The organism is Caenimonas terrae (genome assembly GCF_042655405.1).
GTDB classification, from domain to species: domain Bacteria; phylum Pseudomonadota; class Gammaproteobacteria; order Burkholderiales; family Burkholderiaceae_C; genus Ramlibacter; species Ramlibacter terrae_A.
In genome coordinates this window covers 518,615-544,272 of sequence record NZ_JBHSMF010000009.1, presented here as the reverse complement: position 1 = coordinate 544,272, position 25,658 = coordinate 518,615, and the positions used below count along the sequence as shown (strand labels likewise).

The 25,658-nt window shown below is 66.2% G+C and carries 22 protein-coding genes, 1 other RNA gene and 1 pseudogene; 16 read left to right on the top strand and 8 right to left on the bottom strand.

What is annotated here, in order from left to right:
* The first annotated feature begins 231 nt into the window (after nucleotides 1–231).
* Complete coding sequence (locus ACFPOE_RS16430; RefSeq protein WP_376851268.1) at nucleotides 232–1,122, top strand: helix-turn-helix domain-containing protein; 891 nt, start codon at nucleotides 232–234, stop codon at nucleotides 1,120–1,122.
* 694 nt (nucleotides 1,123–1,816) lie between these two features.
* Here ACFPOE_RS16430 and ACFPOE_RS16425 read toward each other — a convergent pair.
* Nucleotides 1,817–2,398: an amino acid synthesis family protein gene (locus ACFPOE_RS16425; protein ID WP_376851266.1), complete on the bottom strand. Its 582-nt coding sequence runs from the start codon at nucleotides 2,396–2,398 to the stop codon at nucleotides 1,817–1,819.
* A 15-nt stretch (nucleotides 2,399–2,413) separates the two neighbouring features.
* Nucleotides 2,414–3,109, bottom strand: a complete 696-nt coding sequence (locus ACFPOE_RS16420) for a GntR family transcriptional regulator (RefSeq protein ID WP_376851264.1) — start codon at nucleotides 3,107–3,109, stop codon at nucleotides 2,414–2,416.
* 105 nt (nucleotides 3,110–3,214) lie between these two features.
* Between ACFPOE_RS16420 and ACFPOE_RS16415 the strand changes: the two genes are divergently transcribed.
* The 5 genes and pseudogenes from ACFPOE_RS16415 to ACFPOE_RS16395 all read left to right on the top strand — a co-directional run bounded on the left by ACFPOE_RS16415 (nucleotide 3,215) and on the right by ACFPOE_RS16395 (nucleotide 8,097).
* Nucleotides 3,215–4,075, top strand: a complete 861-nt coding sequence (locus ACFPOE_RS16415) for a fumarylacetoacetate hydrolase family protein (RefSeq protein ID WP_376851263.1) — start codon at nucleotides 3,215–3,217, stop codon at nucleotides 4,073–4,075.
* A gap of 21 nt (nucleotides 4,076–4,096) precedes the next feature.
* Nucleotides 4,097–5,067: pseudogene (locus tag ACFPOE_RS16410) on the top strand (Bug family tripartite tricarboxylate transporter substrate binding protein).
* Nucleotides 5,068–5,077: 10 nt separating this feature from the next.
* Nucleotides 5,078–6,070, top strand: a complete 993-nt coding sequence (locus tag ACFPOE_RS16405) for a zinc-dependent alcohol dehydrogenase family protein (protein WP_376851262.1) — start codon at nucleotides 5,078–5,080, stop codon at nucleotides 6,068–6,070.
* A 6-nt stretch (nucleotides 6,071–6,076) separates the two neighbouring features.
* Entirely contained in the window at nucleotides 6,077–6,616 is a 540-nt protein-coding gene (locus tag ACFPOE_RS16400; protein ID WP_376851260.1) for a VOC family protein, read from the top strand.
* A gap of 20 nt (nucleotides 6,617–6,636) precedes the next feature.
* Nucleotides 6,637–8,097 (top strand): amidohydrolase family protein, encoded by a 1,461-nt coding sequence (locus tag ACFPOE_RS16395; protein ID WP_376851259.1) that lies wholly within the window; start codon nucleotides 6,637–6,639, stop codon nucleotides 8,095–8,097.
* 277 nt (nucleotides 8,098–8,374) lie between these two features.
* Here the strand turns inward: ACFPOE_RS16395 and ACFPOE_RS16390 are convergent, their stop codons facing one another.
* The 6 genes from ACFPOE_RS16390 to ompA form a co-directional block, all read right to left on the bottom strand.
* Nucleotides 8,375–9,721 (bottom strand): HipA domain-containing protein, encoded by a 1,347-nt coding sequence (locus ACFPOE_RS16390; RefSeq protein ID WP_376851257.1) that lies wholly within the window; start codon nucleotides 9,719–9,721, stop codon nucleotides 8,375–8,377.
* A gap of 6 nt (nucleotides 9,722–9,727) precedes the next feature.
* Complete coding sequence (locus tag ACFPOE_RS16385) at nucleotides 9,728–10,051, bottom strand: helix-turn-helix transcriptional regulator (protein WP_376851256.1); 324 nt, start codon at nucleotides 10,049–10,051, stop codon at nucleotides 9,728–9,730.
* A gap of 246 nt (nucleotides 10,052–10,297) precedes the next feature.
* Nucleotides 10,298–10,684, bottom strand: a transfer-messenger RNA (tmRNA) gene (gene ssrA / locus ACFPOE_RS16380).
* Nucleotides 10,685–10,698: 14 nt separating this feature from the next.
* Nucleotides 10,699–11,373: a phosphoglycolate phosphatase gene (gph, locus tag ACFPOE_RS16375; protein WP_376851254.1), complete on the bottom strand. Its 675-nt coding sequence runs from the start codon at nucleotides 11,371–11,373 to the stop codon at nucleotides 10,699–10,701.
* The gene (gene ubiG / locus ACFPOE_RS16370; RefSeq protein ID WP_376851252.1) at nucleotides 11,373–12,083 is read right to left on the bottom strand and encodes a bifunctional 2-polyprenyl-6-hydroxyphenol methylase/3-demethylubiquinol 3-O-methyltransferase UbiG; all 711 of its coding nucleotides are present in this window, start codon (nucleotides 12,081–12,083) and stop codon (nucleotides 11,373–11,375) included. Before ubiG ends, gph begins: the two co-directional genes overlap by 1 nt.
* Nucleotides 12,084–12,152: 69 nt before the next feature.
* On the bottom strand, nucleotides 12,153–12,848 hold the full coding sequence (ompA, locus tag ACFPOE_RS16365; protein WP_376851913.1) for an outer membrane protein OmpA: 696 nt from the start codon (nucleotides 12,846–12,848) through the stop codon (nucleotides 12,153–12,155).
* Between the two features lie 234 nt (nucleotides 12,849–13,082).
* Between ompA and gyrA the strand changes: the two genes are divergently transcribed.
* The 10 genes from gyrA (at nucleotide 13,083) to rfaD (ending at nucleotide 25,598) form a co-directional block, all read left to right on the top strand.
* Nucleotides 13,083–15,722 (top strand): DNA gyrase subunit A, encoded by a 2,640-nt coding sequence (gyrA, locus tag ACFPOE_RS16360; protein WP_376851250.1) that lies wholly within the window; start codon nucleotides 13,083–13,085, stop codon nucleotides 15,720–15,722.
* Between the two features lie 60 nt (nucleotides 15,723–15,782).
* Nucleotides 15,783–16,874, top strand: a complete 1,092-nt coding sequence (gene pheA, locus ACFPOE_RS16355) for a prephenate dehydratase (RefSeq protein ID WP_376851248.1) — start codon at nucleotides 15,783–15,785, stop codon at nucleotides 16,872–16,874.
* A 15-nt stretch (nucleotides 16,875–16,889) separates the two neighbouring features.
* Nucleotides 16,890–17,762: a prephenate dehydrogenase gene (locus ACFPOE_RS16350; protein ID WP_376851247.1), complete on the top strand. Its 873-nt coding sequence runs from the start codon at nucleotides 16,890–16,892 to the stop codon at nucleotides 17,760–17,762.
* Between the two features lie 16 nt (nucleotides 17,763–17,778).
* The gene (locus ACFPOE_RS16345) at nucleotides 17,779–19,851 is read left to right on the top strand and encodes a bifunctional 3-phosphoshikimate 1-carboxyvinyltransferase/cytidylate kinase (protein WP_376851245.1); all 2,073 of its coding nucleotides are present in this window, start codon (nucleotides 17,779–17,781) and stop codon (nucleotides 19,849–19,851) included.
* A 158-nt stretch (nucleotides 19,852–20,009) separates the two neighbouring features.
* Nucleotides 20,010–21,704, top strand: coding sequence for a 30S ribosomal protein S1 (rpsA, locus tag ACFPOE_RS16340; protein WP_376851244.1), 1,695 nt, complete (start codon nucleotides 20,010–20,012; stop codon nucleotides 21,702–21,704).
* A gap of 112 nt (nucleotides 21,705–21,816) precedes the next feature.
* On the top strand, nucleotides 21,817–22,122 hold the full coding sequence (locus tag ACFPOE_RS16335; protein WP_376851242.1) for an integration host factor subunit beta: 306 nt from the start codon (nucleotides 21,817–21,819) through the stop codon (nucleotides 22,120–22,122).
* Between the two features lie 28 nt (nucleotides 22,123–22,150).
* Entirely contained in the window at nucleotides 22,151–22,432 is a 282-nt protein-coding gene (locus ACFPOE_RS16330) for a LapA family protein (RefSeq protein WP_376851240.1), read from the top strand.
* Nucleotides 22,422–23,555: a lipopolysaccharide assembly protein LapB gene (gene lapB, locus ACFPOE_RS16325; protein ID WP_376851239.1), complete on the top strand. Its 1,134-nt coding sequence runs from the start codon at nucleotides 22,422–22,424 to the stop codon at nucleotides 23,553–23,555. Before ACFPOE_RS16330 ends, lapB begins: the two co-directional genes overlap by 11 nt.
* Nucleotides 23,552–24,484 (top strand): D-glycero-beta-D-manno-heptose-7-phosphate kinase, encoded by a 933-nt coding sequence (rfaE1, locus tag ACFPOE_RS16320; protein ID WP_376851237.1) that lies wholly within the window; start codon nucleotides 23,552–23,554, stop codon nucleotides 24,482–24,484. Before lapB ends, rfaE1 begins: the two co-directional genes overlap by 4 nt.
* Nucleotides 24,485–24,572: 88 nt before the next feature.
* Entirely contained in the window at nucleotides 24,573–25,598 is a 1,026-nt protein-coding gene (gene rfaD / locus ACFPOE_RS16315) for an ADP-glyceromanno-heptose 6-epimerase (protein WP_376851235.1), read from the top strand.
* The last annotated feature ends 60 nt before the right edge of the window (nucleotides 25,599–25,658 follow it).

Sequence of the window (25,658 nt, the reverse complement as noted above, 5' to 3'; positions counted from 1 at the left end):
TGCTCTGTAAAGACCTGCATTGCACTGGATGGCGCTTCGCCGGTCTTTCAGAAACTGATCATTTTTCAACCCCGCCACGACCTATTGGGGTTAACGATGACCAATCCCTGCGTCTATCAGCTATACCGTTCCGGCATGAACACCGGTCGTGGCCGCTGATAAGCTGCGCACAGAGAGAGCCGGGACGAAGCCACGTTCCTGTCCATCCGCTTCGTTTCTTTTGGATTCAGCATGCAGCAACAGGAAGAACACGCTTGCGGCGACCCGTCCTATGAACATTCCCTGCTCACCGCCGATCAGTTGGCGCGATGGAGCGGGGCCGGCGTCGGGTGCATCGAGGCCAGCCCTCACCAGGTGCGCAGCGACATCGAAATGCAACGCAATGGCCTGGTGATGATCGACTGCGGCTCGACGCAGGCCGACTTCCTGTATGGCAAGCGGTCGATGTCCTGGGAATTCACGCCGGGCTCGATCGGATTCTTCGCCGCAGGAACCGAACTGAAGCTGAGCCAGTGGCGGTGGACGTCGACGCGTCGCATCTACCTGGACCTCGACACCGACATTCCAGGGGGCCATGACCTCATGGAGTCACTACGCTACCTTCCGCGCCACACCGAGATCGAATTTCGCGATCCGGAGCTTACCGCGGTCTTGCGCACCATCGTAGCGGAGGTCGCCCAGGGTAGCCCGAACGGGCGGTTGTTCGCGGAGTCTTTGTCGCTGGGGGTTGCCATGCGGATCCACCAACGCGCCAGTATGCGCTGCGCGGGCGGCGAGCGCGGCAAATTGACGCCAAGCCAGATGCAACGCGTGGAAGATTTGGTGTGCTCCCACATCGGCCGCGACATCGCGTTGTCCGAACTTGCCGCGGCCGCCGGCTTCAGCGCGCCGCAGTTCGTTCGGCTGTTCAAGAAGACGGCCGGATGCACGCCTCACCAATACGTGCTCAAGAAGCGCCTCGCGCACGCCAAGGAGCTGGTGTTGAACGGTGACCTGCCGCTTGCGGTGATCGCATCCGTGAGCGGCTTCGCGAGCCAGAGCCACATGACCTCCGCGTTCGTGCGGACATTCAACGCGCCGCCGGGGCAGCTGCGGCGTAGCGCGGTGAACTCGCTGATTTAGGGGCTGTCCGGCAATGTGCCGGCCGGTTCACGCTCTCTGTTCAGAGATATAAGCGGGTGCCACGGAGCCCTTCCGCCCGACGTGTATGCACCAAACGAAACATACCTTGGCATGGCTTGGCGTGAACGAGACGTGGTCTGCGCTACATCCTGCACGATTGTTGCCAAGGTCTTCGTCGGGCCGGACGCATTCGAAAGCGAGAGCACGTGCCGGCATTCTGGCCGATCAATGTTGGGCGCACCGATTACGGGGAACTTGCTGGACGCCACGCGGCCGGAATCAGCCGATACACGCGCGCCATCTGCGCAGCAGCTCAACCTCGTAAGCCCGCGCGGCGCATGCACATCCCACAGCTTGCATGCGGCTGTGCCATCCGGACCGCTCGTCGCCGCGCAGACTAGGTGGGCGCCCCCGGCCAACGGAAACATGGGCGCCGGCAATCGCCTGACTGCCCGCATGAACCCGTACCGCCGCCCAATCCCTGCCCAGCGCCACAGCGGGGTGCGATACCGACAGTGACACGATCCGCCACGAAGAAAGCCTGGGACCAGGAGTCCGCGCGTTGATCGCGGCTGCGACACACTCGCGCGCGGACGATCGCTCCAAGGACTTCACCCTGGGAGGCGGTGCAACGACCACCCCTAAGTGAAGCAGCCCCACACATGACGTGCCCGGGCCGCGCAACCGGCCGCACTCAGAAAGGTGGACCCTTGCCCGCCTCTGCCTGCTCGCGCGTCAGCCCCTGCAGGCGCGCGTGCACGCGCCCGCCGGTGCCGATCGCGAGCGCAAAGACCAGTTCGCGCGGCTTCGGCGCATCGTGGATGCACAACTGGGTCGTGTTGTAGTGGCTGCGGACCCAAGGCGAGTTCACATACACCAGGGGCATCTGCAGGCGTGAACCGAGAGTCGCCACCATCTTTCCGGCGGCGACGAAGCCCCTCGCGCCCAGGACTTCCTTGACCCCGGCGCCGCCGGGTGCATGCCACATGGCGGCGTGCTCCAGCTCGCCATCCGTGCCGACCATCGAGCCCTTGCCGAAGATCTCGATGGCCGCGCGATCCACGCCCAGCGCTTCCAGCATGCGCTGCGTGAGGTCCTTCGCGATCGGCTTGAGCGACTCCATGAACGGCATCAGGTCCGCCTCGTAGCGGCCGGCAAAGGGGTTCTCCATCACCACTGCGGCGATCGCAATGCGAAGCGGCGCGGTGGCGGGCGCGCCACCGTCGTGATGGATCGTCTCGATGTTGAGAACGGATTTTCGGATCTTGTGTTCCATGGTGTCCCGCGACGGTTATTGGATCCATTCCGGGGGCGCGCCGTCCAGCGCGGCAGCAACCAGCACGCCGGTGCGGCTGATATGCCGGCGGATCAGCTCGAGCGCCTTGTCGGTATCGCGCGCGAGGACGGCGGTACGCAGTTTCTGGTGTTCGTCGTTCTTGGACCTGGGCGCCTGGCGGTGCGTCGCGCTCCAGCGCCGATAGTGTTCCGCCCGGTCGAACAGGACGCCGACCATCTCCAGCAACAGGGTGGATGTACAGGCGGAATATAGGCTCATGTGGTATGCGCGGTGCCGCGCCGACCATTCGTCGTCGAGGGCGCGGGGCTCGTCCCCCAGGCGGCGCTCGACCAGGCCCAGGGCATGGGCGGAGGCGACGATGGAGGCCTCCCAGGCATCATCGCCATGGGCGATCGAATCGCGCAGCGCCTCGGCTTCGATCATCAGGCGCACCCGCACCACGTCGGCCACGCCTTCCGCCGTGAGCGGCGCCACACGGAAGCCACAGTTCTCCACGGTGCGCACGAGCCCCTGCTGCGACAGGCGATTGAGGGCTTCGCGGATCGGGCTGCTGCTAACGCCGAAGCGCCGCGTGAGCTCTTCAACCCTGAGTCGGTCGCCGGGCTCGTACTCGCAGCGAAGAATGGCCTTGCGCAGCTCGCGGTACGCATGCTCCGCCAGGGGAATTTCGGTTTCGACAAGGGTTTTCACCTGTGGGATGTTAAGCGACCGAATGCCGCACGATCTACGGGTTTGTGCTTATTTTGTTTTTTATGCACAAAACGAAACTTGCAGCCTTTCAACGAGGAACAAGCAATGAAGTTCGTCTCCTATTCCCAAGACGGCCGCGAAGGCTGGGGAGCCGTTGCCGGCGATGGGGTGGTCCCGCTCGCCGAGCGGACCGGCCACGCCAGCCTTGCCGATTTCATCGGCTCCCTTGATTACGCACGGCGCGACGCGCTCGTACAGGGCCTGAAACCAGAGATTCCGCTCGCTGGCCTGACCTACCTGCCCGTCATCCCGCGCCCCGAGAAGATCGTCTGCGCGGTGCGCAACTACATGGACCACCACCAGGAAGTGCTGGCTGCTGGAATGCATCGCGAGCTGTCGCAGGAGCCACCGATCTTCCTGCGCGTATGGCGCTCTCAGGTCGGGCACGAGCAGGCCATCGTGCGCCCCCGCGTGTCCGAAACGCTGGACTGGGAAGGCGAGCTGGCAGTGATCATCGGCAAGCCCGGCCGGGACATTCCAGAGGCGCGGGCATATGAGCACGTGGCCGGCTACTCCATCTACAACGACGTCAGCGTGCGTGAATGGCAGTTCCACGCCAAGCAGATCGCGTCGGGCAAAAACTTCGAAGGCACCGGACCGTTCGGTCCATGGATGGTCACCGCAGACGAGATCCCCGCCAACCAGCCGCTGCGGCTGGCCACCCGGATCAACGGAGAGACTGTGCAGGAGAGCCACACCGGCCACATGATCTTCTCGACGGCGAAACTGATCGCCTACGCCTCCACGATCTTCACGCTGGTACCGGGCGACGTGATCGCCACCGGCACGCCCGCCGGCGTGGGTTGGAGCCGCAAGCCGCCCCGTTATCTCAAGCCCGGAGACGTTGTGGAAGTGGAAATCGAAAAGATAGGCGTGCTACGCAATCCGGTTATCCAGCAAGCCTGAAGCCACCATCGGAGCAGCCCCATGAATCGTCGTGAATTCAGTTCGGCCGGCCTGGCCGCGTTGCTGGTGGGACAGGCCGGCCACGCCGCCACCCAGACCTGGCCCGAGCGCCCGATCAAGGCCCTGCAGGGCTTCGCGGCCGGCGGCAACGCCGACACCATCGCGAGGCTGGTCGGTGCGGAAATGAGCAAGAGGCTCGGCCAGCCGATCGTGGTGGAAGCCTTGACTGGCGCCGGTGGCACCCTTGCGTCGGCTGCTGTCGCGAGGGCGCAGCCGGATGGCTACACCATGCTACTGGCCACAGGTGGCCACGTGGTGGCCGGTGCCCTCTACGACAAGTTGCCGTACAACACCGTCAACGCCTTCCAGGCGGTGTCCACCATCACGTACTTTCCGTTCCTCTGGGTAGTGCCGGCCGATTCGAAGTTCCGCACGATGGCCGATGTCCTGGCTGCCGCGCGCGCGACCCCCGGCTCGGTGAACTACGGCACCGCCGGCATAGGCTCCACGCACCACTTGGGCGGCGAGCTGCTGGCCAAGCTGGCGAACGTGGCCCTGGTGCACGTCCCTTACCGGGGCGACACGGCATCGCTGACTGCACTCCTGGGCGGCGAGGTCCCGCTGGTGATCGCGCCGCCGACCGCGGTGCTGGGAAGATCAAGGCGGGCAAGGTGCGCGTGGTGGGCGTTACCGGACCGCAGCGCTGGTCCGGCATGCCAGATGTCGCGACGGTAGCGGAGCAAGGGGTCAACGGCTACGACGTCCGCTCCTGGGCCGGCTGGCTGGTGCCTGCCGGCACACCTGCTTCAGTCGTGGAACGGCTCAATGCCGAGACGCGTCGGGCCGTGCAGGCCCCGGCGATCAAGGCGCGCCTGGAAGAACTGGGCGGTGACGCGCGAGCCAGCTCGCCGCAGGAGATGCAGGCCATGATGACCGCCGAGCTGCAGAAATGGTCGCAGGTCGTCGCGGACGCAAGGATCCCCAAGCTGTGATCCAGCGGCCATGAAAGCGGTTTTGCTGCGTCGCACGGGAGGTCCAGAAGTCCTGGACCTAACGGACCTGCCGCTGCCCGAGCCCGGGCCCGGCGAGGCCCGCGTCCGCGCCGTGGCGATCGGCGTGGGCCGCCCCGACGCCCTGATCCGTACCGGCCGCTACAAGTGGATGCCGCCGCTGCCGGCGGTCCCGGGCAATGAGATGGCGGGCGTCGTGGATGCGATCGGCCCGGGCGTCAGCGAAGTGACTCCCGGGCAACACGTTCTCCTGAGCTCGCGCGAGCTGCCCAACCGCGGCGGCTGTTATGCCACGTTTGCCTGCGCTCCCGCCAGCGCCCTGTACGCGCTGCCCGCCGCGATCGATTTCGACGACGCGGTGAGCTTGCCCAACTTCCAGCTGGCCCATGCGCTGCTGTTCCACTGCGGCAATGGCCGGCCGCCTCGCTCGGTGCTGGTCACCGCAGCGGCGGGTGGCGTGGCGTCGGCGATGGTGCAACTCGCTCGCGCGCACGGGATCCAGGTCATCGCGACGGCGAGCAGCGAAGCCAAGCGCGCCTTCGTTCGTGACAACGGTGCCGACGCCGTGCTGGACCCAGCGGAAGCGGGCCTGCCCGAATGGGTGAGGCAGCTCACAGGCGGCCGCGGCGTCGACCTGGCGATCGACCCGATCGGCGGCGCGTTGTTCATGCAATGTCTGGGCTCGCTCGCGCCACTCGGAACAGCGGTCTCGTACAACATCGTTGGCGGTCCGCCGGCGGGCGACGTATTCGGCGCACTCCGTGCGCAGCTCGGTCGCAGCCTGGCCGTGCGCGTGTTCTCCATGCACACCTTCGACGATGACATCCCGTTGCGCCGCCGGCTGATGGCAGATGCCATCGAGGCCTTCGCGTCGCGACGTGTCCGTGCGCCCGCTGCCACCGTCATGCCCCTGTCCGCCGCCCGCGAGGCCCACGCGCGGCTGGACGCACCAGACAACCTCGGCAAGATCATCCTTCACCCCTGAACCGCCATGGAACTCACCTGCGCTCCCCAGCTTTCCCACTTCGGCATCTTCACGCGCGACATCGATGCGATGACGCGCTTCTACACCGGTGTTTTCGGGATGCGCGTCACCGACCAGGGCGAGGGCCGCAACTTCCGCATGAAGCTGCACTTCCTGAGCGGAACGCCAGACCAGCACCACCAGCTGGTGCTCGCGAGCGGGCGCGGGTTGGACACGCCCAGTACGGTGATGCAGCTGTCGTTCAGGGTGACCGAGATCGACCACCTGCGGCAGGTGCGCGCGCGCGCGCTCGAAGCGGGCGCCACCCAGATGCGCGGCATGAACCATGGCAATGCGCTGTCGATCTATTTCTCGGACATTGAAGGCAACACCGTCGAGGTCTACCTCGACACCCCTTGGTACATCCCGCAGCCATACGGCAACCCGCTCGACCTGGAGAAAAGCGATGCGGACCTCTGGGCGGAAACCGAGGCGGCCTGTCGCGCGGACCCGGCCTTCGAGCCCGCCGAAAGCTGGTCGCGGCGTTTCGCCGAACCGCGCGACTGAGAACAAGCGAAGGAAACATCATGGACCGTAGAAATTTCTTGCAAGCTTCACTCACAGTACCGGCACTGGCAGCCGTGGGCTGCGCATCCCCCGACGGCCCGCGCCCGATGGCGGTGCCGCGGGGCGACCGCGTTCTGTTCAAAGGCGGCCTGCTGCTGACGATGGCACCGGTCTCCAAGGTCTTGCGCGGCGACCTCCTCGTGGAGAAGGGGAAGATCGCTGCCATCGCGCCGTCGATCTCCGCAGGCGATGCGGAAGTCATCGATGCCTCCGACCGCATCCTGATGCCGGGCTTTGTCGAGACGCATCGCCATACTTGGCAAAGCTGCCTGCGTCACCTGGGCGCGAACTGGAGCGCGGCGCAGTATTTCCAGTTCAATTTCTTCAAGTTCGGGGTTATCTTCCGGCCGGAGGACGTCTATGCAGCCAACCTGATCGGACGGCTCGCAGCACTCGATGGCGGCATCACGACGCTGCTCGATTGGTCGCACATCCAGAACACGCCCGCACATGCGGATGCCGCCGTCGCGGCCCTGCGCGACGCCGGCGCGCGCAGCGTGTTCGCCATGGGATGGCCGCAGGCCCCCAACCCGGCAATCTGGATCTCCAAGAGCACCACGGATATCCCGGACGACATCCGCCGCGTGCGCAAGCAGCACTTCAGCAGCAACGAGGGCATGGTCCAGCTCGCGATGGCCGGCCGCGGACCGGACTTCGCGGTGATGGACCAGGTGGCGCGCGACCTGCGGATCGCGCGCGAGCTGGATATCCGCACGACCATTCACATCGGCTTTGCAGTGGCGGGGGGCATCCGCGCCATGAACGATGCGAAGCTTCTGGGGCCGGACATCACGCACGTGCATGTGCGCGACAGCACCGACGACGAACTCCAGATGATCAAGGATTCCGGCGGCACGGCGTCCATCTCGCCGCTGGACGAAATGCTGCGCGTGCGCTGGCGGCGCGGCTTGCCGCCGGTCGTGCGTTCCGTCCAGAAGGGGCTGGTTGTGAGCCTGAGCTGCGACAGCGAATCGACGTCGGCCGGCGACATGTTCTCGATCATGCGCAGCACGCTGTCCGTGGGGCGGGTCGAGGCCGCCAACCCGCCCGACAGCCGGCCGGAACCCCAGAATTTCAACGCCGCCAACAGCATCACGACAAAGCGCCTGCTCGAGATGGCGACAGTCGACGGCGCTAAGACGATCGGGCAGGAAATGCGCATCGGCACCCTTGAAGTGGGCAAGGATGCCGACTTGCTGATGATGCAGGCCACCAGCTTGCTGTACTACCCGATGCAGGATCCCGTTGATGCGATTGTGGCCGCCGCCGATACCTCCGCCATCGACGCCGTGTTTGTGCGGGGCCGCGCAGTCAAGATGAATGGACGCCTGGTGGACATCGCGCTGGTGAACAGGGCCAGGCGCCTCGCGACAGAATCGCGCCAGTACCTGTTCGACAAAACCGGATACAAACCGGCCTGACCGGCGATCCAGCATGGAGTGCGCCGACCGCACTGCCCGCACTGGTGAGTAAGCGTGACGTCAGCGTGATTTACAGCGTTGTCTACCCCTCTAACGCAAGATGACGGAGGCTGTCTTCATCAACTGGAGGCAAGTGAAGAGGCACTTGGATGATCTCCTCAAGGAAGGCTCGTCCAGCAGCGACGCCTCCAGCGCCATATCGTTCACCGAGGACTGCCGCAAGCCCAGGGCGACGCCGAATCTCCGGCTTGTTGAAAAGCCGGCATCTTGACGTGGTTCACTGGAAGTCGGAGCGTTTGAACCGCGCGATCTGCGGTGCGTGCGCGCGCTGACGCGTGCACGTGGCCATCACCACTTCCTGGAAGCGCTGCGCCACGGCGGAGGGAACCGACTGGCTGATCATCTCCCCCAGAAACGCATCCATGATCGAAATCACCTTGTCGGCAAGCCCTTCGAGCTCGTGTGCCACCAGCCGGAAGGGCAGCTTGCACAGGTGGCCGAAGTGCGCCCATTCATAGGGGGTAAGCGCCTCTTCGGTGAACGCATCACCAATCGCCATCGCGTAGGTGTGCGAGAAACCGGCATCGAGGGCGTCCATGCACACCATGTCGTAGGCCGGCGCCAACCGGAGGCCGCGCGCGTCACAGAAGAAGGACACGTTCTTTCCGTGGGCGTCTGTATTGCTGATCAGGACCTGGAAGATCGCCCATCGCAACAGGCCGAGCCGGTCCACCGCCGGCACCGGGCTCTGGTCCACCAACGCAAACAGCCTTGGCAGGCTAGCGCCGTCGCGCAGGTTGGCGACTTCGGGGGTGTCGCCGTAGGCCCGCTCGTATTTCATGGACACCGCCAAGCCCAGCGCCTGGCAGCCATCGACGATGTGCAGGCGCCTGACGCCTTCCTTGGTTTCGACGCGGTCGAAGCGGTGCACCAGGAGCACCGGCTCTGGCACGTGCACAAGTCGGGTCGATGCTGCTGCGAGGCCGATGCGTCGTGCCAGCCGCATGCACATGTGCTCGTTGGCAGGCAAGGCTGCCAGCTGACTGCGCATCGGCAATGGCTTCACGATTTCCGTGGACGCCAGCGGGCCGCCCTCCACCAGGAACCACCTGCCTTCGCGCTCGTAGACCGCGATCTTGTCCTGGTAACCCGCGATAGAAAGCCGCACCTTGCCGTCCCAGACGGAGAACGGCACGTTCTCGCGTTGGCGGATTCGCTCCGAGAGCTGGTCTGGGGTGATTTCGCGCAGGTGAGAGCGAACCGGGTGATCTGGCGTGGCAGCCTTGTCGGCGGCCAAGGTGACGCGCAACGCGCCGGCAGTCTCCTTGCCGATGGCGATCAGCAGGCCCACCAAGTTGGAGCGCGTTGTGCCCGCGGTCAGCGCCGCATGATCCAGAGCTTCGCCTTCAGGCAACAGGTTCTCGAAGAACTGCCGCACCTGCGCGCTGTGCTGCTCTGGAGTCTCGCCCACCGGGCGTTGCAAAGGAAGCTGTGGGCTGAGCGGAAAGCTCCCCGGAGCGTGGACCCACTCGGGGGCGTAGTCGAAGCTGAAGCGGTTGGCTTGCGGGTCATGACCCAGCGCACCCACGAGATCCTCACCGGCCCACACGTTCAGGGTCGTCATGGTTGGTCACTTCTCGGGGGACGGAGAGTTCGTGTCGGCGTTCGCAGTCATGCCGGCCAGCGCACGGCGCACGGCTTCGCGCTGGCCCCCGGGCACGGCCAGGATTGCCACGCCGAACTCGCGCGCGGCTCGCAACGCGGTGTCCAGGCTCACGCTGCTTTTGGCGGTTTCCAGGTTGGTGAGCGTTTGCCGGGCCACTCCGAGCAAGAGCGATGCCTCGGCCAGGGTCATGTTGGCAGCGCGGCGCGCGGCACGAATTGAGGCGCCGAATGCTTTGCCGTCTGGGACGAGGCAGTCCGCTGGAGTTGGGATAGATTTGCCAAGGTTCATGATGACTAGATTTCTAGGCGTTATGAACGACCTTATGCCGATTCACGGCATTTGTCTAGAAAATCAGTCTTTCAGGTTGAGACAGTCGTGTAACGCAGATTTGTCTAGAATTCTAGTCAAGACGGCCCGGCTTAGCGTTGGGGTCGGGCAACTGCCCGAGCAAAAGGTTGTTGTAGGCTAAGTTCTTGATTTATAAAAGAAAAAGGCCGCTAACAGTATGTCGTTAGCGGCCTTTGCCGGGTCATATGGTGGAGCTGGCGGGAATTGAACCCGCGTCCGCAAGCCTTCTTCGCACAGTTCTACATGTTTAGCCGTCTGGTTTGGATCTCGCTTCCCCTAGCGCGCAGCGGCACGCTCTAGGGGACGCCAGCAACCTATTTTCTCGTTCCCTGCCAAGTTACCCGACAGGAAACCAGCCGATGAAATTATCTTTGCAGCCGGGAGCATTCAACTTGCGTTAAAGACCCCTTGCCCAGCCCATCGGCCTGCTGTTGCAAAGCTCACCGGCAATTAAGCGGCGAGTGCGAAACGTTCGTCGTTTGCAGTTAGTTTGTTTGAATCTTTTTTACGAGCACATTCAGCTCGACATGCCCTGCCGCGCGTCCGAACCCACGTCGAAACCAGTGCAGCCCCAGGAACCCCGTAGTTTACGCCTGCAGCCCGAATTTCAAGAGGGGCAGCAGCTCGAAAGGCGATTTGATCTGCGCGTGGGCTCCCCAGGCCTGGGTGTTTCCGTTGCTGCCGAGGTAGCCGTAGGTGGCCGCGACCGTCGCCATCCCGGCGGCCAGGCCGGCTGCGATGTCGCGCTCGTCGTCGCCCACGTAGACGCAGCGCGACGGATCCACGTTGAGCCGGCGCGCCGCCTCCAGCAGCGGTGCGGGATGCGGCTTGGCATGCGCGGTGGTGTCGCCGCTGATGACGGCGGCGGCGGTCGCGAACAAGGGCATCTTGCGGGTGAGGGGATCGGTGAAGCGCGCGGCCTTGTTGGTCACCACGCCCCACTTGACGCCCCGCGTCTTGAGCGCGGCGATCAGTTCGGCCACGCCCTCGAAGACGTAGGTGCGCTGCGTCATGCAGCCTTCGTAGTTGATGAAGAACTCCTCGCGCATGCTGCCGAAGCCCGGGTGGTCGGGCGTCATCGAGAAGGCGATGCCCAGCATGCCGCGGGCGCCTGCCCCGGCCATCGGACGGTAGTGGTCCAGCGGCAGCGACGGCAGGCCGCGGTCCACCCGCATCTTGTCGGCGGCGGCCCCGAGGTCCGGCGCGCTGTCGATCAGGGTGCCGTCCAGGTCGAACAGGACCGCGTGGATATCGTCGAACATCAGGCTTTTCGGGTGGAGATCAGGTAATTGACGCTGGTGTCGCCCGACATCCAGTAGCGGCGCGTCAGCGGGTTGTATTCCAGGCCCCGACTCTGCTGCAATTGCAGCCCGCTGGCACGGCAGAATCCGGCCAGCTCGCTGGGGCGCAGGAATTTGTCATATTCGTGGGTGCCTCGGGGCAACAGGTTCAGCAGGTACTCGGCCCCGAGGATGGCCAGCACGAATGCCTTCGGGTTGCGGTTGATGGTGGAGAAGAACACCCAGCCGCCCGGTTTGACCAGCGCGGCGCAGGCCCGGACCACGGAGGCCGGGTCCGGCACGTGCTCCAGCATTTCCATGCAGGTCACGGCGTCGAAGCTGGCGGGCTGCTCGGCCGCCAGCGCCTCGACGCTGACCTCGCGGTACTTGACGTGCGGCGTCTGCGCCTCGAGTGCATGCAGCTGTGCCACCCGCAACGCCTTGCCGGCCAGGTCGATGCCCAGCACGTCGGCGCCCTTGCGGGCCATCGAGTCCGCCAGGATGCCGCCGCCGCAACCGACGTCGAGGACGTGCTGGCCCGCCAGGGGAAACTGCGCCTGGATCCATTCCAGCCGCAGCGGATTGATCTGGTGCAGCGGACGGAACTCGCTCTCCGGATCCCACCAGCGGTGGGCCAGGTCGGAGAACTTGGCCAGTTCGGCGGGATCGGCGTTGACGGTCTGCTCGCTCATGCCGTGATTCTCGGCGACAGAAATGAAAAAAGCCCCGTTGCCGGGGCTTTTTTTGCGGACCGCGAGCGGTTAGCGGTTGGCGCGGGTGCCGACCACTTCGATTTCCACGCGGCGGTTCTTGGCGCGGCCTTCGGCGGTCTTGTTGTCCGCGACCGGCTGCTTCTCGCCCTTGCCTTCGGTGTAGACACGGTTCTTCTCGATGCCCTTGGACACGAGGTAGGCCTTGACGGACTCGGCGCGGCGCACGGACAGGCGCTGGTTGTACGCATCGGTGCCCACCGAGTCGGTGTGGCCGACGGCGATGATCACTTCCAGGTTGATGTCCTTGACCTTGCTGACGAGGTCGTCGAGCTTGGCCTTGCCTTCGGGCTTCAGAACCGACTTGTCGAAGTCGAAGAAGGCGTCAGCGGCGTAGGTGACCTTGGTGGCTGCGGGCGGCTGGGGAGCAGCGGCGGCAGGAGCCGGAGCCGGAGCGGGAGCAGCAGACGGCGCAGCCGGAGCGGCGACGATCGGGGCCGGAGCGGCAGCAGGAGCAGCCTGGACCAGGGCGCCATCGCAACCCACGGCGGCAGTGGCGGGCGTCCAGTTGGCATCGCGCCAGCACAGTTCGTTCGTGCCGTTCTTCCAGACGTACTCACCGGTGCCGTTTTGCCAGTTGTCGATCACGTTGCCGCCATTTGCTGCGGTCACCCGGGTCTGTGCGACGGCCGTGGTTGCCAGCGCGACGGAGGCAAACAGCATCGCCACTTTGTTCAGTTTCTTCATGGTTCTCCTCTTGGGGAAAAAGCCGCAGCCGCGCTGCGTAAACACTACGATTAAGGTGACCATCACCAAAAACGTCAAAGTCATTGTGCCACACGTCCTTACACAATCAACGGTTATCAAGGCTGGGCTTCGTAGGACAAAACCTCAATAGCCGGCTTATGTTGCTGCTTTGCGACATGGCCCCGCGCAACGTAAAATCAGCTGCTTCGCCCTCGCCCGCCCCACCTCCTCCTCATGACCCAGTTCGCCAAAGAAACCCTGCCAATCAGTCTTGAAGAGGAAATGCGGCGCAGTTACCTCGATTACGCGATGAGCGTGATCGTGGGGCGGGCCTTGCCGGATGCGCGCGACGGCCTCAAGCCGGTCCACCGCCGGGTGCTGTTCGCGATGCACGAACTCAATAACGACTGGAACCGGCCTTACAAGAAGTCGGCCCGTATCGTCGGCGACGTCATCGGCAAGTACCACCCGCACGGCGACCAGTCGGTCTACGACACCATCGTGCGGCTGGCGCAGGACTTCTCGATGCGCCACATGCTGGTGGACGGCCAGGGCAACTTCGGCTCGGTCGATGGCGACAACGCGGCGGCGATGCGCTACACGGAGATCCGGCTGGCCAAGATTGCCCACGAGATGCTCGCGGACATCGACAAGGAGACGGTCGACTTCGGCCCCAACTACGACGGCAGTGAACGCGAGCCGCTGGTGCTCCCCAGCAAGCTGCCCAACCTGCTGGTCAACGGCTCCGGCGGCATCGCGGTCGGCATGGCCACCAACATTCCGCCGCACAACCTCAACGAAGTGGTGGACGGCTGCCTGCACCTGCTGCGCAACCCGGAGGCGACCATCGACGAGCTGATGGAGATCATCCCGGCACCCGACTTCCCCACCGCCGGCATCATCTACGGCATCAACGGCGTCAAGGAAGGCTACCGCACCGGCCGCGGCAAGGTGGTGATGCGTGCCAAGTGCCACTTCGAGGACATCGACAAGGGCCAGCGCCAGTCCATCATCGTCGACGAGCTGCCCTACCAGGTGAACAAGAAGACGCTGCAGGAGCGGATGGCCGAACTGGTCAACGAAAAGAAGATCGAGGGCATCAGCCACATCCAGGACGAAAGCGACAAGTCCGGCATGCGTCTGGTGATCGAACTCAAGCGCGGCGAAGTACCCGAGGTGGTGCTGAACAACCTGTACAAGCAGACCCAGCTGCAGGACACCTTCGGCATCAACATGGTGGCCCTGATCGACGGCCAGCCGCGCCTGTGCAACCTGAAGGACCTGATCTCGGTCTTCCTGCAGCACCGCCGCGAAGTGGTGACGCGCCGCACCGTGTTCGCGCTGCGCAAGGCACGCGAACGCGGCCACGTGCTGGAAGGCCTGGCGATCGCGCTGGCCAACATCGACGACTTCATCCAGATCATCCGCAACGCGCCCACCCCGCCGGTCGCGAAAGCCGAGCTGATGAGCCGCTCCTGGGACAGCCAGCTGGTGCGCGAGATGCTCACCCGCGCGCGCACTGACGGCGGCGTCGTCAACGCCGACGACTACCGGCCCGAGGGCCTGGAGCGCGAATTCGGCATGGGCGCGGATGGCCTGTACCGCCTCTCGGACACCCAGGCGCAGGAAATCCTGCAGATGCGGCTGCAGCGCCTGACGGGCCTGGAGCAGGACAAGATCGTCGCCGAATACAAGGAAGTGATGGCGGAGATCGAGGACCTGCTGGACATCCTGGCCAAGCCGGCGCGCGTCTCCGCCATCATTGGCGAAGAGCTCACGGCCATCAAGCAGGAGTTCGGCCAGACCAAGCTGGGCGCGCGCCGCAGCCTGGTGGAGCACAGCTCGTTCGACCTGTCGACTGAAGACCTGATCACCCCGACCGACATGGTGGTGACGCTGTCCCACAGCGGCTACATCAAGAGCCAGCCGCTGTCGGAATACCGCGCCCAGAAGCGCGGCGGCCGCGGCAAGCAGGCCACCGCCACCAAGGAAGATGACTGGATCGACCAGCTGTTCATCGCCAACACGCACGACTACATCCTGTGCTTCTCCAACCGCGGCCGGCTCTATTGGCTGAAGGTGTGGGAAGTGCCGGCGGGCTCGCGCGGTTCGCGCGGCCGCCCGATCGTCAACATGTTCCCGCTGCAGGAAGGCGAGAAGATCAACGTGGTGCTGCCGCTGACCGGCGAATTCCGCAGCTTTCCGGCCGACCATTACGTGTTCATGTCGACGTCCATGGGCACGGTCAAGAAGACCGCGCTGGACGAATTCAGCAACCCGCGCAAGGCCGGCATCATCGCCGTGGACCTGGACGACGGGGACTACCTGATCGGCGCGGCGCTGACCGACGGCAAGCACGACGTGATGCTGTTCTCCGACGGCGGCAAGGCGGTGCGCTTCGACGAGAACGACGTGCGTCCGATGGGCCGCAACGCCCGCGGCGTGCGCGGCATGATGCTCGACGAGGGCCAGGGCGTGATCGCCATGCTGGTGGCCGAGGACGAGCAGCAGAGCGTGCTCACCGCCACCGCCAACGGCTACGGCAAGCGCACCGGCATCACCGAATACACGCGCCACGGCCGCGGCACCAAGGGCATGATCGCCATCCAGCAGAGCGAGCGCAACGGCAAGGTCGTTGCCGCAACGCTGGTGCATGCCGACGACGAGATCATGCTGATCACCGACAAGGGCGTGCTGGTCCGCACCCGGGTCAGCGAGATCCGCGAGATGGGCCGCGCCACGCAGGGCGTGACGCTGATCGGCCTGGACGAAGGCTCCAAGCTGAGCGGCCTGCAGCGCATCGTGGAAAATGACGCCAATCCCGCCGACGTCGAGGCCGCCGAGCCGGGCGCGGAAGAACCGGGTCCGGCCTGATCGCGCCGGGGAGACGGTCGGCGGCGGGGGGCCGCTGACGGTCGATTGCATGCATTCCTTATGAGTACAACAAAGAAGAATCTCAGCCAGCTGCGCGCCGCGATCGACGAAGTCGACCGCGAGCTGCTGGCCCTGCTCAATCGCCGCGCCGGCTTCGCCAACGAAGTGGGCGAGCTCAAGCGCGCCGAGGGCTCGCCGGTGTTCCGGCCCGAGCGCGAAGCCCAGGTGATCAACACGCTGCAGGCGGCCAACCAGGGGCCCCTCAAGAGCGAGAACGTGGCCACCATCTGGCGCGAGATCATGTCGGCCTGCCGGGCGCTGGAGGCGCCGCTGCGCGTCGCCTACCTCGGGCCCGCCGGCACCTTCAGCGAGCAGGCCGCGGTCCAGTTCTTCGGCTCCAGCATCGAGCACGTGCCCTGCGTCAACTTCGACGAGGTGTTCCACGCCGCCACCGCCGGCACCGCCGATTTCGGCGTGGTCCCGGTGGAGAACAACAGCGAAGGCGTGGTGACGCGTTCGCTGGACCTGCTGCTGCAGTCGCCGCTGCACATCGTCGGCGAAGTGAGCCTGCTGGTGCGGCACCACCTGCTGCGGTTGTCGAATTCGCTCGAAGGCATCGAGGTGGTGCTGGCCCACCCCCAGGCCCTGGCGCAGTGCCAGGGCTGGCTGACCAAGCACCTGCCCAACGCCGAGCGGCGCGCCGTCTCCAGCAACGCCGAAGGCGCGCGGCTGGCCGCCACCAATCCCGCCTGGGCCGGCATCGCCAGCGAGCGCGCCGCCAGCGAGTTCGGACTGCACGTCGCGGTCCATGCGATCCAGGACGACGCCTTCAACCGCACGCGCTTCGCCGTGATCTGCCTGCCGCAGACGCTGCAGGCGCCGCAGGCGTCGGGGCGCGATTGCGTCAGCCTGATCGTGTCCGTCCCCAACCGGCCGGGCGCGGTGCACGACATCCTGGTGCCGCTCAAGCAGCACGGCGTGTCGATGACGCGCTTCGAGTCGCGCCCGGCCCGCTCGGGGCAGTGGGAATACTATTTCTACATCGACCTGCAGGGACACCCGTCCCAGCCGCATGTCGCGGCCGCGCTCAAGGACCTGCAGTCCCTGTGCGCGTTCTACAAGGTCCTGGGCACTTACCCCGTCGGCGAATGATGAAACCCCCACTCCATGTTTGAACAACTCGGTCTGATCGGCTGCGGCCTGATGGGCGGCTCCTTTGCGCTCGCGCTCAAGCGCGCCGGGCTGGTCAAGCGCGTGGTCGGCTACAGCAAGTCGCCCTCCACCACCGAGCGGGCGCGCCAGATGGGCGTCATCGACGTCGAGGCGCCGTCGGCGCTGCTGGCGGTGTCGGGCGCCGACATCGTGCTGCTGGCGGTGCCGGTCGCCGCCACCGAAGCCACGCTCAAGGCGATCCGCCACCTGGTCAACAACGACATGCTGATCATGGACGTCGGCTCGACCAAGCGCGACGTGGTGGACTCCGCGCGCCGGGTGCTGCGCGACCACATCGGCTCGTTCGTGCCCTGCCATCCGATCACCGGCAAGGAAGTGTCCGGGGTGGAGCATGCCGATCCGGACCTCTACACCGGCAAGACGGTCATCCTGACGCCGATCGAGCGCACCCAGCTCGCGCAGCTGCGGCGCGCCGCGGAAGTCTGGGAGGCGCTGCAGTGCCACGTGGTGCAGATGTCGCCCGATGCGCACGACGCCGCTTTCGCAGCGGTCAGCCACCTGCCGCACCTGATCGCCTTCGCGCTGATGAACGGCATCACGGGCCAGGCCAGCGGCAAGGAATTCCTGTCGCTCGCCGGGCCGGGCTTTCGCGATTTCACGCGGATCGCGGCCAGCGATCCCAAGATGTGGCGCGACGTGCTGCTGGCCAACCGCCAGGAGCTGCTGGAGCAATCGGGCCAGTTCCAGCGCGCGCTGCAGGCCATGGAAGCGATGATCACCAACAACAACGGCGAGGCGCTGGAGGAATCCATCGCCAGCGCCAGCCGCGCCCGGGCCGGCTGGCGCATGGGATTCCCCAAGAAATGATGCGTCCGGGCGCCTGATGTTTTCCACGGCCTTCCTGGACATCCCGCCGCTGGCCGGCGCCGCGGGCACGGTGAACCTGCCCGGCTCCAAGAGCATCTCCAACCGCGTGCTGCTGCTGGCGGCGCTCAGCGGCGGCGCCACGCTGATCCACGACCTGCTCGATTCCGACGACACCCGGGTGATGCTGGACGCCTTGCGCGCCCTGGGCTGCGGCGTGCGCCACCAGGGCGCAGCGCTGGAAATCACCGGGCTCGGCGGCAATGCGCCGGCCTCCCCCGCCCGCCTGTTCCTGGGCAACGCCGGCACCGCGATGCGGCCGCTGACCGCGGCGCTGGCAGTGCTGGGCGGCGACTTCGAGCTCAGCGGCGTGGCGCGCATGCACGAGCGGCCGATCGGCGACCTGGTGGACGCGCTGCGCCAGCTCGGCTGCTCGATCGATTACCTGGGCACGGAAGGCTATCCGCCGCTGCGCATCGGCCAGCCGCGGCTCGCACTCGACGCCGCGATCCAGGTCCGGGGCGACGTCTCCAGCCAGTTCCTCACCGCCTTGTTGATGGCGCTGCCACTCGTCGCCAGAGATAAAGCCCCCACGCTGGGCACTCCCGTGTCCTCGCTGCCCCCCGAGGGGGCTCCGGCGCTTAAGGGCGGCCTGTCGGCGCCACGCGACATCGTCATCGAGGTCGTCGGCGAGTTGATCTCCCGGCCCTACATCGAGATCACGCTCAAGCTGCTGGAGCGCTTCGGCATCGCCGTGCGGCGCGACGGCTGGTCGCGCTTCACCATCCCCGCCGGCAGCGCCTATCGCTCGCCGGGCAGCATCCACGTGGAGGCGGACGCCTCGTCGGCCAGCTACTTCATCGCACTCGGTGCGCTGGCGGCGACGCCGCAGGCGCCGGTGCGCATCCAGGGCGTGGGGCTCGACTCGATCCAGGGCGACATCCGCTTCGTCGAGGCGGCGCGGCTGATGGGTGCGAGGATCGAGGGGGAACCCAATGGCCTGGTGATCAGCCGCGGCGCCTGGCCGCTCAAGGCCGTCGACCTGGACTGCAACCACATCCCCGACGCCGCCATGACGCTGGCGGTGATGGCGCTGTATGCGGACGGCACCAGCACGCTGCGCAACATCGCGAGCTGGCGCGTGAAGGAGACGGACCGGCTGGCGGCGATGGCGGTGGAACTGCGCAAGCTCGGCGCCCTGGTGCAGGAAGGCGCGGACTTCCTGCAGGTGACGCCGCCAGGCCAGTGGAAGGCCGCCTCCATCCACACCTACGACGACCACCGGGTGGCGATGTGCTTCTCGCTGGCAGCCTTCAATCCGGCCCGGGTTCCGGTGCGCATCCTGGACCCGAAGTGCGTGGCCAAGACCTTCCCCGACTATTTCGAGGCGCTGTTCTCGGTGGCCCAGACCGGGCCGCAGGACATCCCGGTGCTGTGCATCGACGGCCCGACGGCCTCCGGCAAGGGCACGCTGGCTTCCGAAGTGGCGCACCGCCTGGGCTACCACTACCTCGATTCCGGCGCGCTCTACCGGGTGACCGCACTGGCGGCACGGCGCGCCGGCCTGGACCTGGTCCCCGCCAATGAAGCCGCCATCGCCGGCCTGGCACGCTCCCTGCCGGTCCGGTTTTCGCAGGGCCACATCCTGCTGGGCGGGATCGACGTGTCGGAGGCCATCCGCACCGAGGAGGCGGGCATGAACGCCTCCCGGGTCTCGACGCTGCCGGCCGTGCGCACCGCGCTGCTGGCGCTGCAGCACGGCTTCCGCCGCCTGCCCGGCCTGGTGGCCGACGGCCGCGACATGGGCACGGTCATCTTCCCCGCGGCGCCGATGAAGGTCTACCTCACGGCCAGCGCCGGCCAGCGCGCCGAGCGCCGCCATAAGCAGTTGATTTCAAAGGGAATTCCCGCTACAATTGACAGTCTTCGGCAGGCTCTGGAGGCGCGCGATGCAAGGGATTCGTCCCGGCCCGTGGCGCCCCTGAAACCGGCCGCGGATTCCCTCCTGCTGGATAACTCGAGCCTCTCGATCGAAGAATCGGTGGCCCAGGTGCTCCAGTGGTGGGATGCAAGGCAGCCCTTCCACAGCTGATTGCAAAAGGTCCGCTTGGCCCCTCTCGCGCAGCAGCGCCCAGGCCGTGCGGTTGTTCAACTTAACCCGCGGTCCCAAGCCGCAAAGAGCCGTCTCAGTCCTAGAAACATTCCGCAATCCCGCGGATGGAAACCTGCTGACGCGCAAGGAAAAAACCAATGTCTGAATCCATGGAATCTTTTGCCTCGATGTTCGAGGAGTCGCTGCAGCGCTCCGAAATGCGCACCGGCGAGGTGATCACCTCCGAAGTGGTCCGCATCGAACACAGCTTCGTCGTCGTCAACGCCGGCCTCAAGTCCGAAGCGTACGTGCCGATCGACGAATTCAAGAACGACAAGGGCGAGATCGAAGTCCAGGTCGGCGACTTCGTGTCGGTGGCCATCGACGCCATCGAAAACGGTTATGGCGACACCATCCTGTCGCGCGACAAGGCCAAGCGCCTCGCGTCCTGGATGAGCCTGGAGAAGGCGCTGGAGTCCGGCGAATTCGTCACCGGCACCACCAGCGGCAAGGTCAAGGGCGGCCTGACGGTGCTGGTCAACGGCATCCGCGCCTTCCTGCCCGGCTCGCTGATCGACACGCGTCCGATCAAGGACCTGACGCCGTACGAAAACAAGACGATGGAGTTCAAGGTCATCAAGCTGGACCGCAAGCGCAACAACGTGGTGCTGAGCCGCCGCGCCGTTGTCGAAGCGTCGATGGGCGAAGAGCGCGCCAAGCTGATGGAAACCCTCAAGGAAGGCTCCGTCGTCCGCGGTGTCGTCAAGAACATCACCGAATACGGTGCGTTCGTGGACCTCGGCGGCATCGACGGCCTGCTGCACATCACCGACATGGCCTGGCGCCGTGTCCGCCACCCGAGCGAAGTCGTTCAGGCCGGCCAGGAAATCACCGCCAAGATCCTCAAGTTCGACACCGAGAAGAACCGCGTCTCGCTGGGCCTGAAGCAGATGGGCGACGACCCGTGGATGGGCGTGAACCGCCGCTACCCGCAGGGCACCCGCATGTTCGGCAAGATCACCAACATCGCCGACTACGGCGCGTTCGTGGAACTGGAGCCGGGCATCGAAGGCCTGGTGCACGTCTCCGAAATGGACTGGACCAACAAGAACGTCGCGCCGTCGAAGATCGTCGCCCTGGGCGACGAAGTCGAAGTCATGGTGCTGGAGATCGACGAAGACAAGCGCCGCATCTCGCTGGGCATGAAGCAGTGCAAGGCCAACCCGTGGCAGGAATTCGCGCAGAACACCAAGCGCGGCGACCGCGTCAAGGGCCCGATCAAGTCGATCACCGACTTCGGCGTGTTCGTCGGCCTGGCAGCGGGCATCGACGGCCTGGTGCACCTGTCGGACCTGTCCTGGAACGAGCCGGGCGAAGCCGCCGTGCGCAACTACAAGAAGGGCCAGGAAGTCGATGCGATCGTGCTGGCCGTCGACGTGGACCGCGAGCGCATCTCGCTGGGCATCAAGCAGCTGGACGGCGACCCGTTCGCGACCTTCGTGTCCATCCATGACAAGGGCGCCGTCGTCTCCGGCAAGGTCAAGACCGTCGACGCCAAGGGCGCCGAGATCGACCTGGGCGAAGACATCATCGGCTACCTGCGTGCTTCGGAAATCTCCCGCGACCGCGTGGAAGACGCCCGCAACGTGCTCAAGGAAGGCGACGAAGTCTCCGCCGTGGTTGTCAACGTGGATCGCAAGACCCGCAACATCCAGCTGTCGGTCAAGGCCAAGGACATGGCAGACGAGCAGGGCCAGATGCAGAACCTGAGCCAGCAGTCCTCGCGCGAGAACGCCGGCACCACCAGCCTGGGCGCCCTGCTGCGCGCCAAGCTGGACAACTCGGAAAAGTAACAAGGACTGTCATGCCGGATTCGTTTCCGGCATCCAGACGCACCGGCAGCATGGTCTGTCCGGTGCGGCATGGATCCCGGGTCGAGCCCGGGATGACAATTCCGGGAGACCTATGACCCGTAGCGACCTCGTCGAAGAACTGGCAGCGCGTTTCAGCCAGCTGACGCACCGCGACGCCGAATATGCCGTCAAGACCATTCTTGACGCGATGGGCGAAGCGCTGGTGAAAGGGCACCGGATCGAGATCCGCGGCTTCGGCAGCTTCTCGATCAACCGGCGGCCGCCGCGCCTGGGGCGCAATCCCCGCTCGGGCGAAAGCGTGCAGATCCCGGAGAAGCGGGTTCCCCACTTCAAGCCGGGCAAGGCCCTGCGCGAGGCGGTGGACAAGCGGACCCAGGAGCTGGAGACCGGGGCCTAGGCCCTAGAATCCGGCTTCGAGGAGCTCGATGAAATACGTCCTGTGGCTGCTCAAGGCAGCCATTTTTTTTACCCTCTTCGCTTTCGCGCTGAACAACCAGCAGGACGCGACGGTCCATTTCTTCTTCGGCACCCAGTGGCGCGCGCCGCTGGTGCTGGTGGTGCTGGCCGCCTTCGCGCTCGGCCTGGCCATCGGCGCGCTCGGCATGGTGCCGCGCTGGTGGAAGCACCGGGTCGCCGCCCACCGCGCCAGCATGGCCCGGTCCTCTCCCCCCGAAACGCCGGTTCCGCCGATGCACCATGGACTTTGACCTCAGCTGGGTGCTCTGGGGTCTGCCGATCGCCTTCGTGCTGGGCTGGGCCGCCTCGCGCTTCGACCTGCGCCAGCTGCGCATGGAGAACCGCCAGGCGCCCAAGGCCTACTTCCGCGGCCTGAACTTCCTGCTCAACGAGCAGCAGGACCAGGCGATCGACGCCTTCATCGAGGCGGTGCAGAACGACCCGGACACCTCCGAGCTGCATTTCGCGCTGGGCAACCTGTTCCGCCGCCGCGGCGAGTACGAGCGCGCCGTGCGCGTGCACGAGCACCTGCTCTCGCGCGGCGACCTCGGGCGCGCCGACCGCCAGCGGGCCCAGCACGCGCTGGCCCTGGACTACCTCAAGGCCGGCCTGCTCGACCGCGCCGAAGAAGCGCTGCGCAAGCTCGAGGGCTCGGACTTCGAGGAGCAGGCACTGCTGGCGCTGCTGTCGATCTACGAGCGCTCGCGCGACTGGGTGCAGGCCGGCGACACCGCGGCCAAGCTGCAGGCCAGCGGCCACGGCAACTTCAGCGCGCGCCAGTCGCACTACCTGTGCGAGCGGGCCGCCCTGGTGCCCAACGACAAGGCCGAACCGCTGCTGCGCGAGGCGATGAGGATGGCGCCGGACGCGGCCCGGCCGGGCATGGACCTGGCGGCGCTGCAGTGGCGCGCCGGCGAGGTGGCGACCGCCTACCAGACGCTCTCGCGGCTGGCCCATTCGGCGCCGTCGGCGATCCCGCTGGTCGCCAGCCCGCTGGTGGAAACGGCGGTGGCCTGCGGCATGCAGGCCGAGGCGCTGGAGACGCTGCAGACCAGTTACGAGCTGGCGCCGTCGATCGACGTGCTGGAAGGCATCGTGGCGCTCGACCCGGACCGCGAATCGGCGCGCCGCTGGTACGTCCAGCACCTGGGCCGAGAGCTGTCGCTGGTGGCGGCCACCCGCTGGCTGGCCGAGGAAAGGCTCGAACACGAGGAGTTCCATCCCACCGTGCAGCGGGCCCTGGACCATGCCGTCAAGCCGCTCACCCGCTACCGGTGCGCAGCTTGCGGCTTCGAGGCCAAGCAGCATTTCTGGCAATGCCCCGGCTGCCACGCCTGGGACAGCTATCCGGCAAGGCGGGTCGAAGAACTATGAAGCAGATCAGCAAGCAGCAGCTGGCCAAGGCCCGCGTGCTCGTGGTGGGCGACGCGATGCTGGACCGCTACTGGCACGGCGCGGTGGACCGCATCTCGCCCGAGGCGCCGGTGCCGGTGGTGCGGGTCACGCGCGAGGAAGAACGCATCGGCGCCGCCGCCAACGTGGCGTACAACGTGGTCACGCTGGGCGCGCAGGCGAGCTTCCTGGGCGTGGTCGGCGACGACGAGCCCGGCCAGATCCTGGAAGCGCTGCTCAAGGAGACCGGCATCTCCACCCACCTGCGGCGCGACCCGGGCCTGCGCACCACGGTCAAGCTGCGCGTGATCGGGCGCCACCAGCAGTTGCTGCGCATGGACTTCGAAAACGAGCCGGACCACGAGGCGCTGGCCTCGCAGACCGAAGCCTTCTCGCAGCTGGCGCCCGCGCACGACGCGATCCTGTTTTCCGATTACGGCAAGGGCGGGCTGGCCCACATCCAGGCGATGATCTCCAGCGCCCGCGCCGCCGGCCAGCCGGTGCTGGTCGATCCCAAGGGCAGCGACTATTCCCGCTACGCCGGCGCCAGCGTCATCACGCCGAACCGGGCCGAACTGCAGCAGGTGGTCGGCGGCTGGCGCGATGGCGAGGAGCTGGCCGCCAAGGCGCAGCGCCTGCGCCAGGAGCTGCAGCTCGATGCATTGCTGGTGACCCTGGGCGAGGACGGCATGACGCTGTTCGATGCGCAGGGCGCGCTGCACGTGGAGGCGCAGGCGCGCGAGGTGTTCGACGTCACCGGCGCCGGCGACACCGTGATCGCCACGCTGGCGGCGCTGGTGGCGGCCGGCATGGACCTGCGCGAGGCGATGCCGCTGGCCAACAAGGCCGGCGGCATCGTGGTGGGAAAGTTCGGCACCGCCACCGTCTCGTACGAGGAGCTGTTCGCATGAGGGTCGTCGTCACCGGCGCTGCCGGTTTTGGTTCCGGCATGACTTGCCGGAGCAAGTTGGTCTCCACTGAAACCCGCAGGAGGCATTCGTGAGAGTTGTAGTAACGGGGGCTGCGGGTTTTATCGGCAGCAACATCGTCAAGGGCCTGAACGCGCGCGGCGTCGACGACATCATCGCGGTGGACGACCTGACCCAGGGCGACAAGTTCCGCAACCTCGCCGACCTGAAGATCGCCGACTATGTCGACGCCGGCGAGTTCTATCCGCGCTTTGCCGAGGCCGGTTACGGCAAGGTGGAGGCGGTGTTCCACGAAGGCGCCTGCAGCGACACGATGGAGAGCGACGGCAAGTACATGATGGCGAACAACTACACGCTGTCGTGCGGCCTGTTCCAGGCCTGCCAGCGGCTGCGCACGCGGCTGCTGTATGCGTCGTCGGCCGCAACGTATGGGGGTCCGGCGCCCGGCCAGGCTTGCACGGGCGGCCCCGCGTCCTTTCGCGAAACCCCCGAATTCGAGCGGCCGCTGAACGTCTACGGCTACTCCAAGCTGCTGTTCGACCGCAAGCTGCGGCGCGAGCTGGGCGACAGGTTCGAGGCCGCCACCCAGCAGGTGGCGGGCTTTCGCTACTTCAACGTCTACGGGCCGCGCGAGCAGCACAAGGGCCGGATGGCCAGCGTCGCCTTCCACCAGTACAACCAGTTCCGCGCCGAAGGCAAGGTGAAGCTGTTCGGCGAGTACGGCGGCTACGGGCCGGGCGAGCAGATGCGCGACTTCGTCTTCATCGACGACGTGGTGGCCGTCAACCTGTGGTTCCTGGACCATCCCGACAAGTCGGGCATCTTCAACCTGGGCACCGGGCGCGCGCAGCCGTTCAACGACGTCGCCACCGCCGTCGTCAACGCGCTGCGCCCGGGCCAGCCGGTGCTGGACACGGCCGGCGCCGCGGCGCAGGGCCTGATCGACTACATCCCGTTCCCCGACGCGCTGCGCGGCAAGTACCAGTGCTACACGCAGGCGGACCTCACCGCGCTGCGCGCCGCCGGCTGCACGCACGCATTCGCCGACGTCCAGAGCGGCGTTGCCAGCTACGTCGCGGCGCTTTCCTCCAGCTAGGGGAGCCCCCGTCAACCGGGCCCGGCCGCCCGCCGTTAGACACGGGCCCGGCGCACACCG

Bases quoted from the DNA above. Each gene is read 5' to 3' on its own strand.
- ACFPOE_RS16430 (WP_376851268.1), top strand. From the start codon at position 232: ATGCAGCAACAGGAAGAACACGCTTGCGGCGACCCGTCCTATGAACAT.
- ACFPOE_RS16425 (WP_376851266.1), bottom strand. From the start codon at position 2,398: ATGGAACACAAGATCCGAAAATCCGTTCTCAACATCGAGACGATCCAT.
- ACFPOE_RS16415 (WP_376851263.1), top strand. From the start codon at position 3,215: ATGAAGTTCGTCTCCTATTCCCAAGACGGCCGCGAAGGCTGGGGAGCC.
- ACFPOE_RS16405 (WP_376851262.1), top strand. From the start codon at position 5,078: ATGAAAGCGGTTTTGCTGCGTCGCACGGGAGGTCCAGAAGTCCTGGAC.
- ACFPOE_RS16400 (WP_376851260.1), top strand. From the start codon at position 6,077: ATGGAACTCACCTGCGCTCCCCAGCTTTCCCACTTCGGCATCTTCACG.
- ACFPOE_RS16395 (WP_376851259.1), top strand. From the start codon at position 6,637: ATGGACCGTAGAAATTTCTTGCAAGCTTCACTCACAGTACCGGCACTG.
- ACFPOE_RS16390 (WP_376851257.1), bottom strand. From the start codon at position 9,721: ATGACGACCCTGAACGTGTGGGCCGGTGAGGATCTCGTGGGTGCGCTG.
- ACFPOE_RS16385 (WP_376851256.1), bottom strand. From the start codon at position 10,051: ATGAACCTTGGCAAATCTATCCCAACTCCAGCGGACTGCCTCGTCCCA.
- gph (WP_376851254.1), bottom strand. From the start codon at position 11,373: ATGTTCGACGATATCCACGCGGTCCTGTTCGACCTGGACGGCACCCTG.
- ubiG (WP_376851252.1), bottom strand. From the start codon at position 12,083: ATGAGCGAGCAGACCGTCAACGCCGATCCCGCCGAACTGGCCAAGTTC.
- ompA (WP_376851913.1), bottom strand. From the start codon at position 12,848: ATGAAGAAACTGAACAAAGTGGCGATGCTGTTTGCCTCCGTCGCGCTG.
- gyrA (WP_376851250.1), top strand. From the start codon at position 13,083: ATGACCCAGTTCGCCAAAGAAACCCTGCCAATCAGTCTTGAAGAGGAA.
- pheA (WP_376851248.1), top strand. From the start codon at position 15,783: ATGAGTACAACAAAGAAGAATCTCAGCCAGCTGCGCGCCGCGATCGAC.
- ACFPOE_RS16350 (WP_376851247.1), top strand. From the start codon at position 16,890: ATGTTTGAACAACTCGGTCTGATCGGCTGCGGCCTGATGGGCGGCTCC.
- ACFPOE_RS16345 (WP_376851245.1), top strand. From the start codon at position 17,779: ATGTTTTCCACGGCCTTCCTGGACATCCCGCCGCTGGCCGGCGCCGCG.
- rpsA (WP_376851244.1), top strand. From the start codon at position 20,010: ATGTCTGAATCCATGGAATCTTTTGCCTCGATGTTCGAGGAGTCGCTG.
- ACFPOE_RS16335 (WP_376851242.1), top strand. From the start codon at position 21,817: ATGACCCGTAGCGACCTCGTCGAAGAACTGGCAGCGCGTTTCAGCCAG.
- ACFPOE_RS16330 (WP_376851240.1), top strand. From the start codon at position 22,151: ATGAAATACGTCCTGTGGCTGCTCAAGGCAGCCATTTTTTTTACCCTC.
- lapB (WP_376851239.1), top strand. From the start codon at position 22,422: ATGGACTTTGACCTCAGCTGGGTGCTCTGGGGTCTGCCGATCGCCTTC.
- rfaE1 (WP_376851237.1), top strand. From the start codon at position 23,552: ATGAAGCAGATCAGCAAGCAGCAGCTGGCCAAGGCCCGCGTGCTCGTG.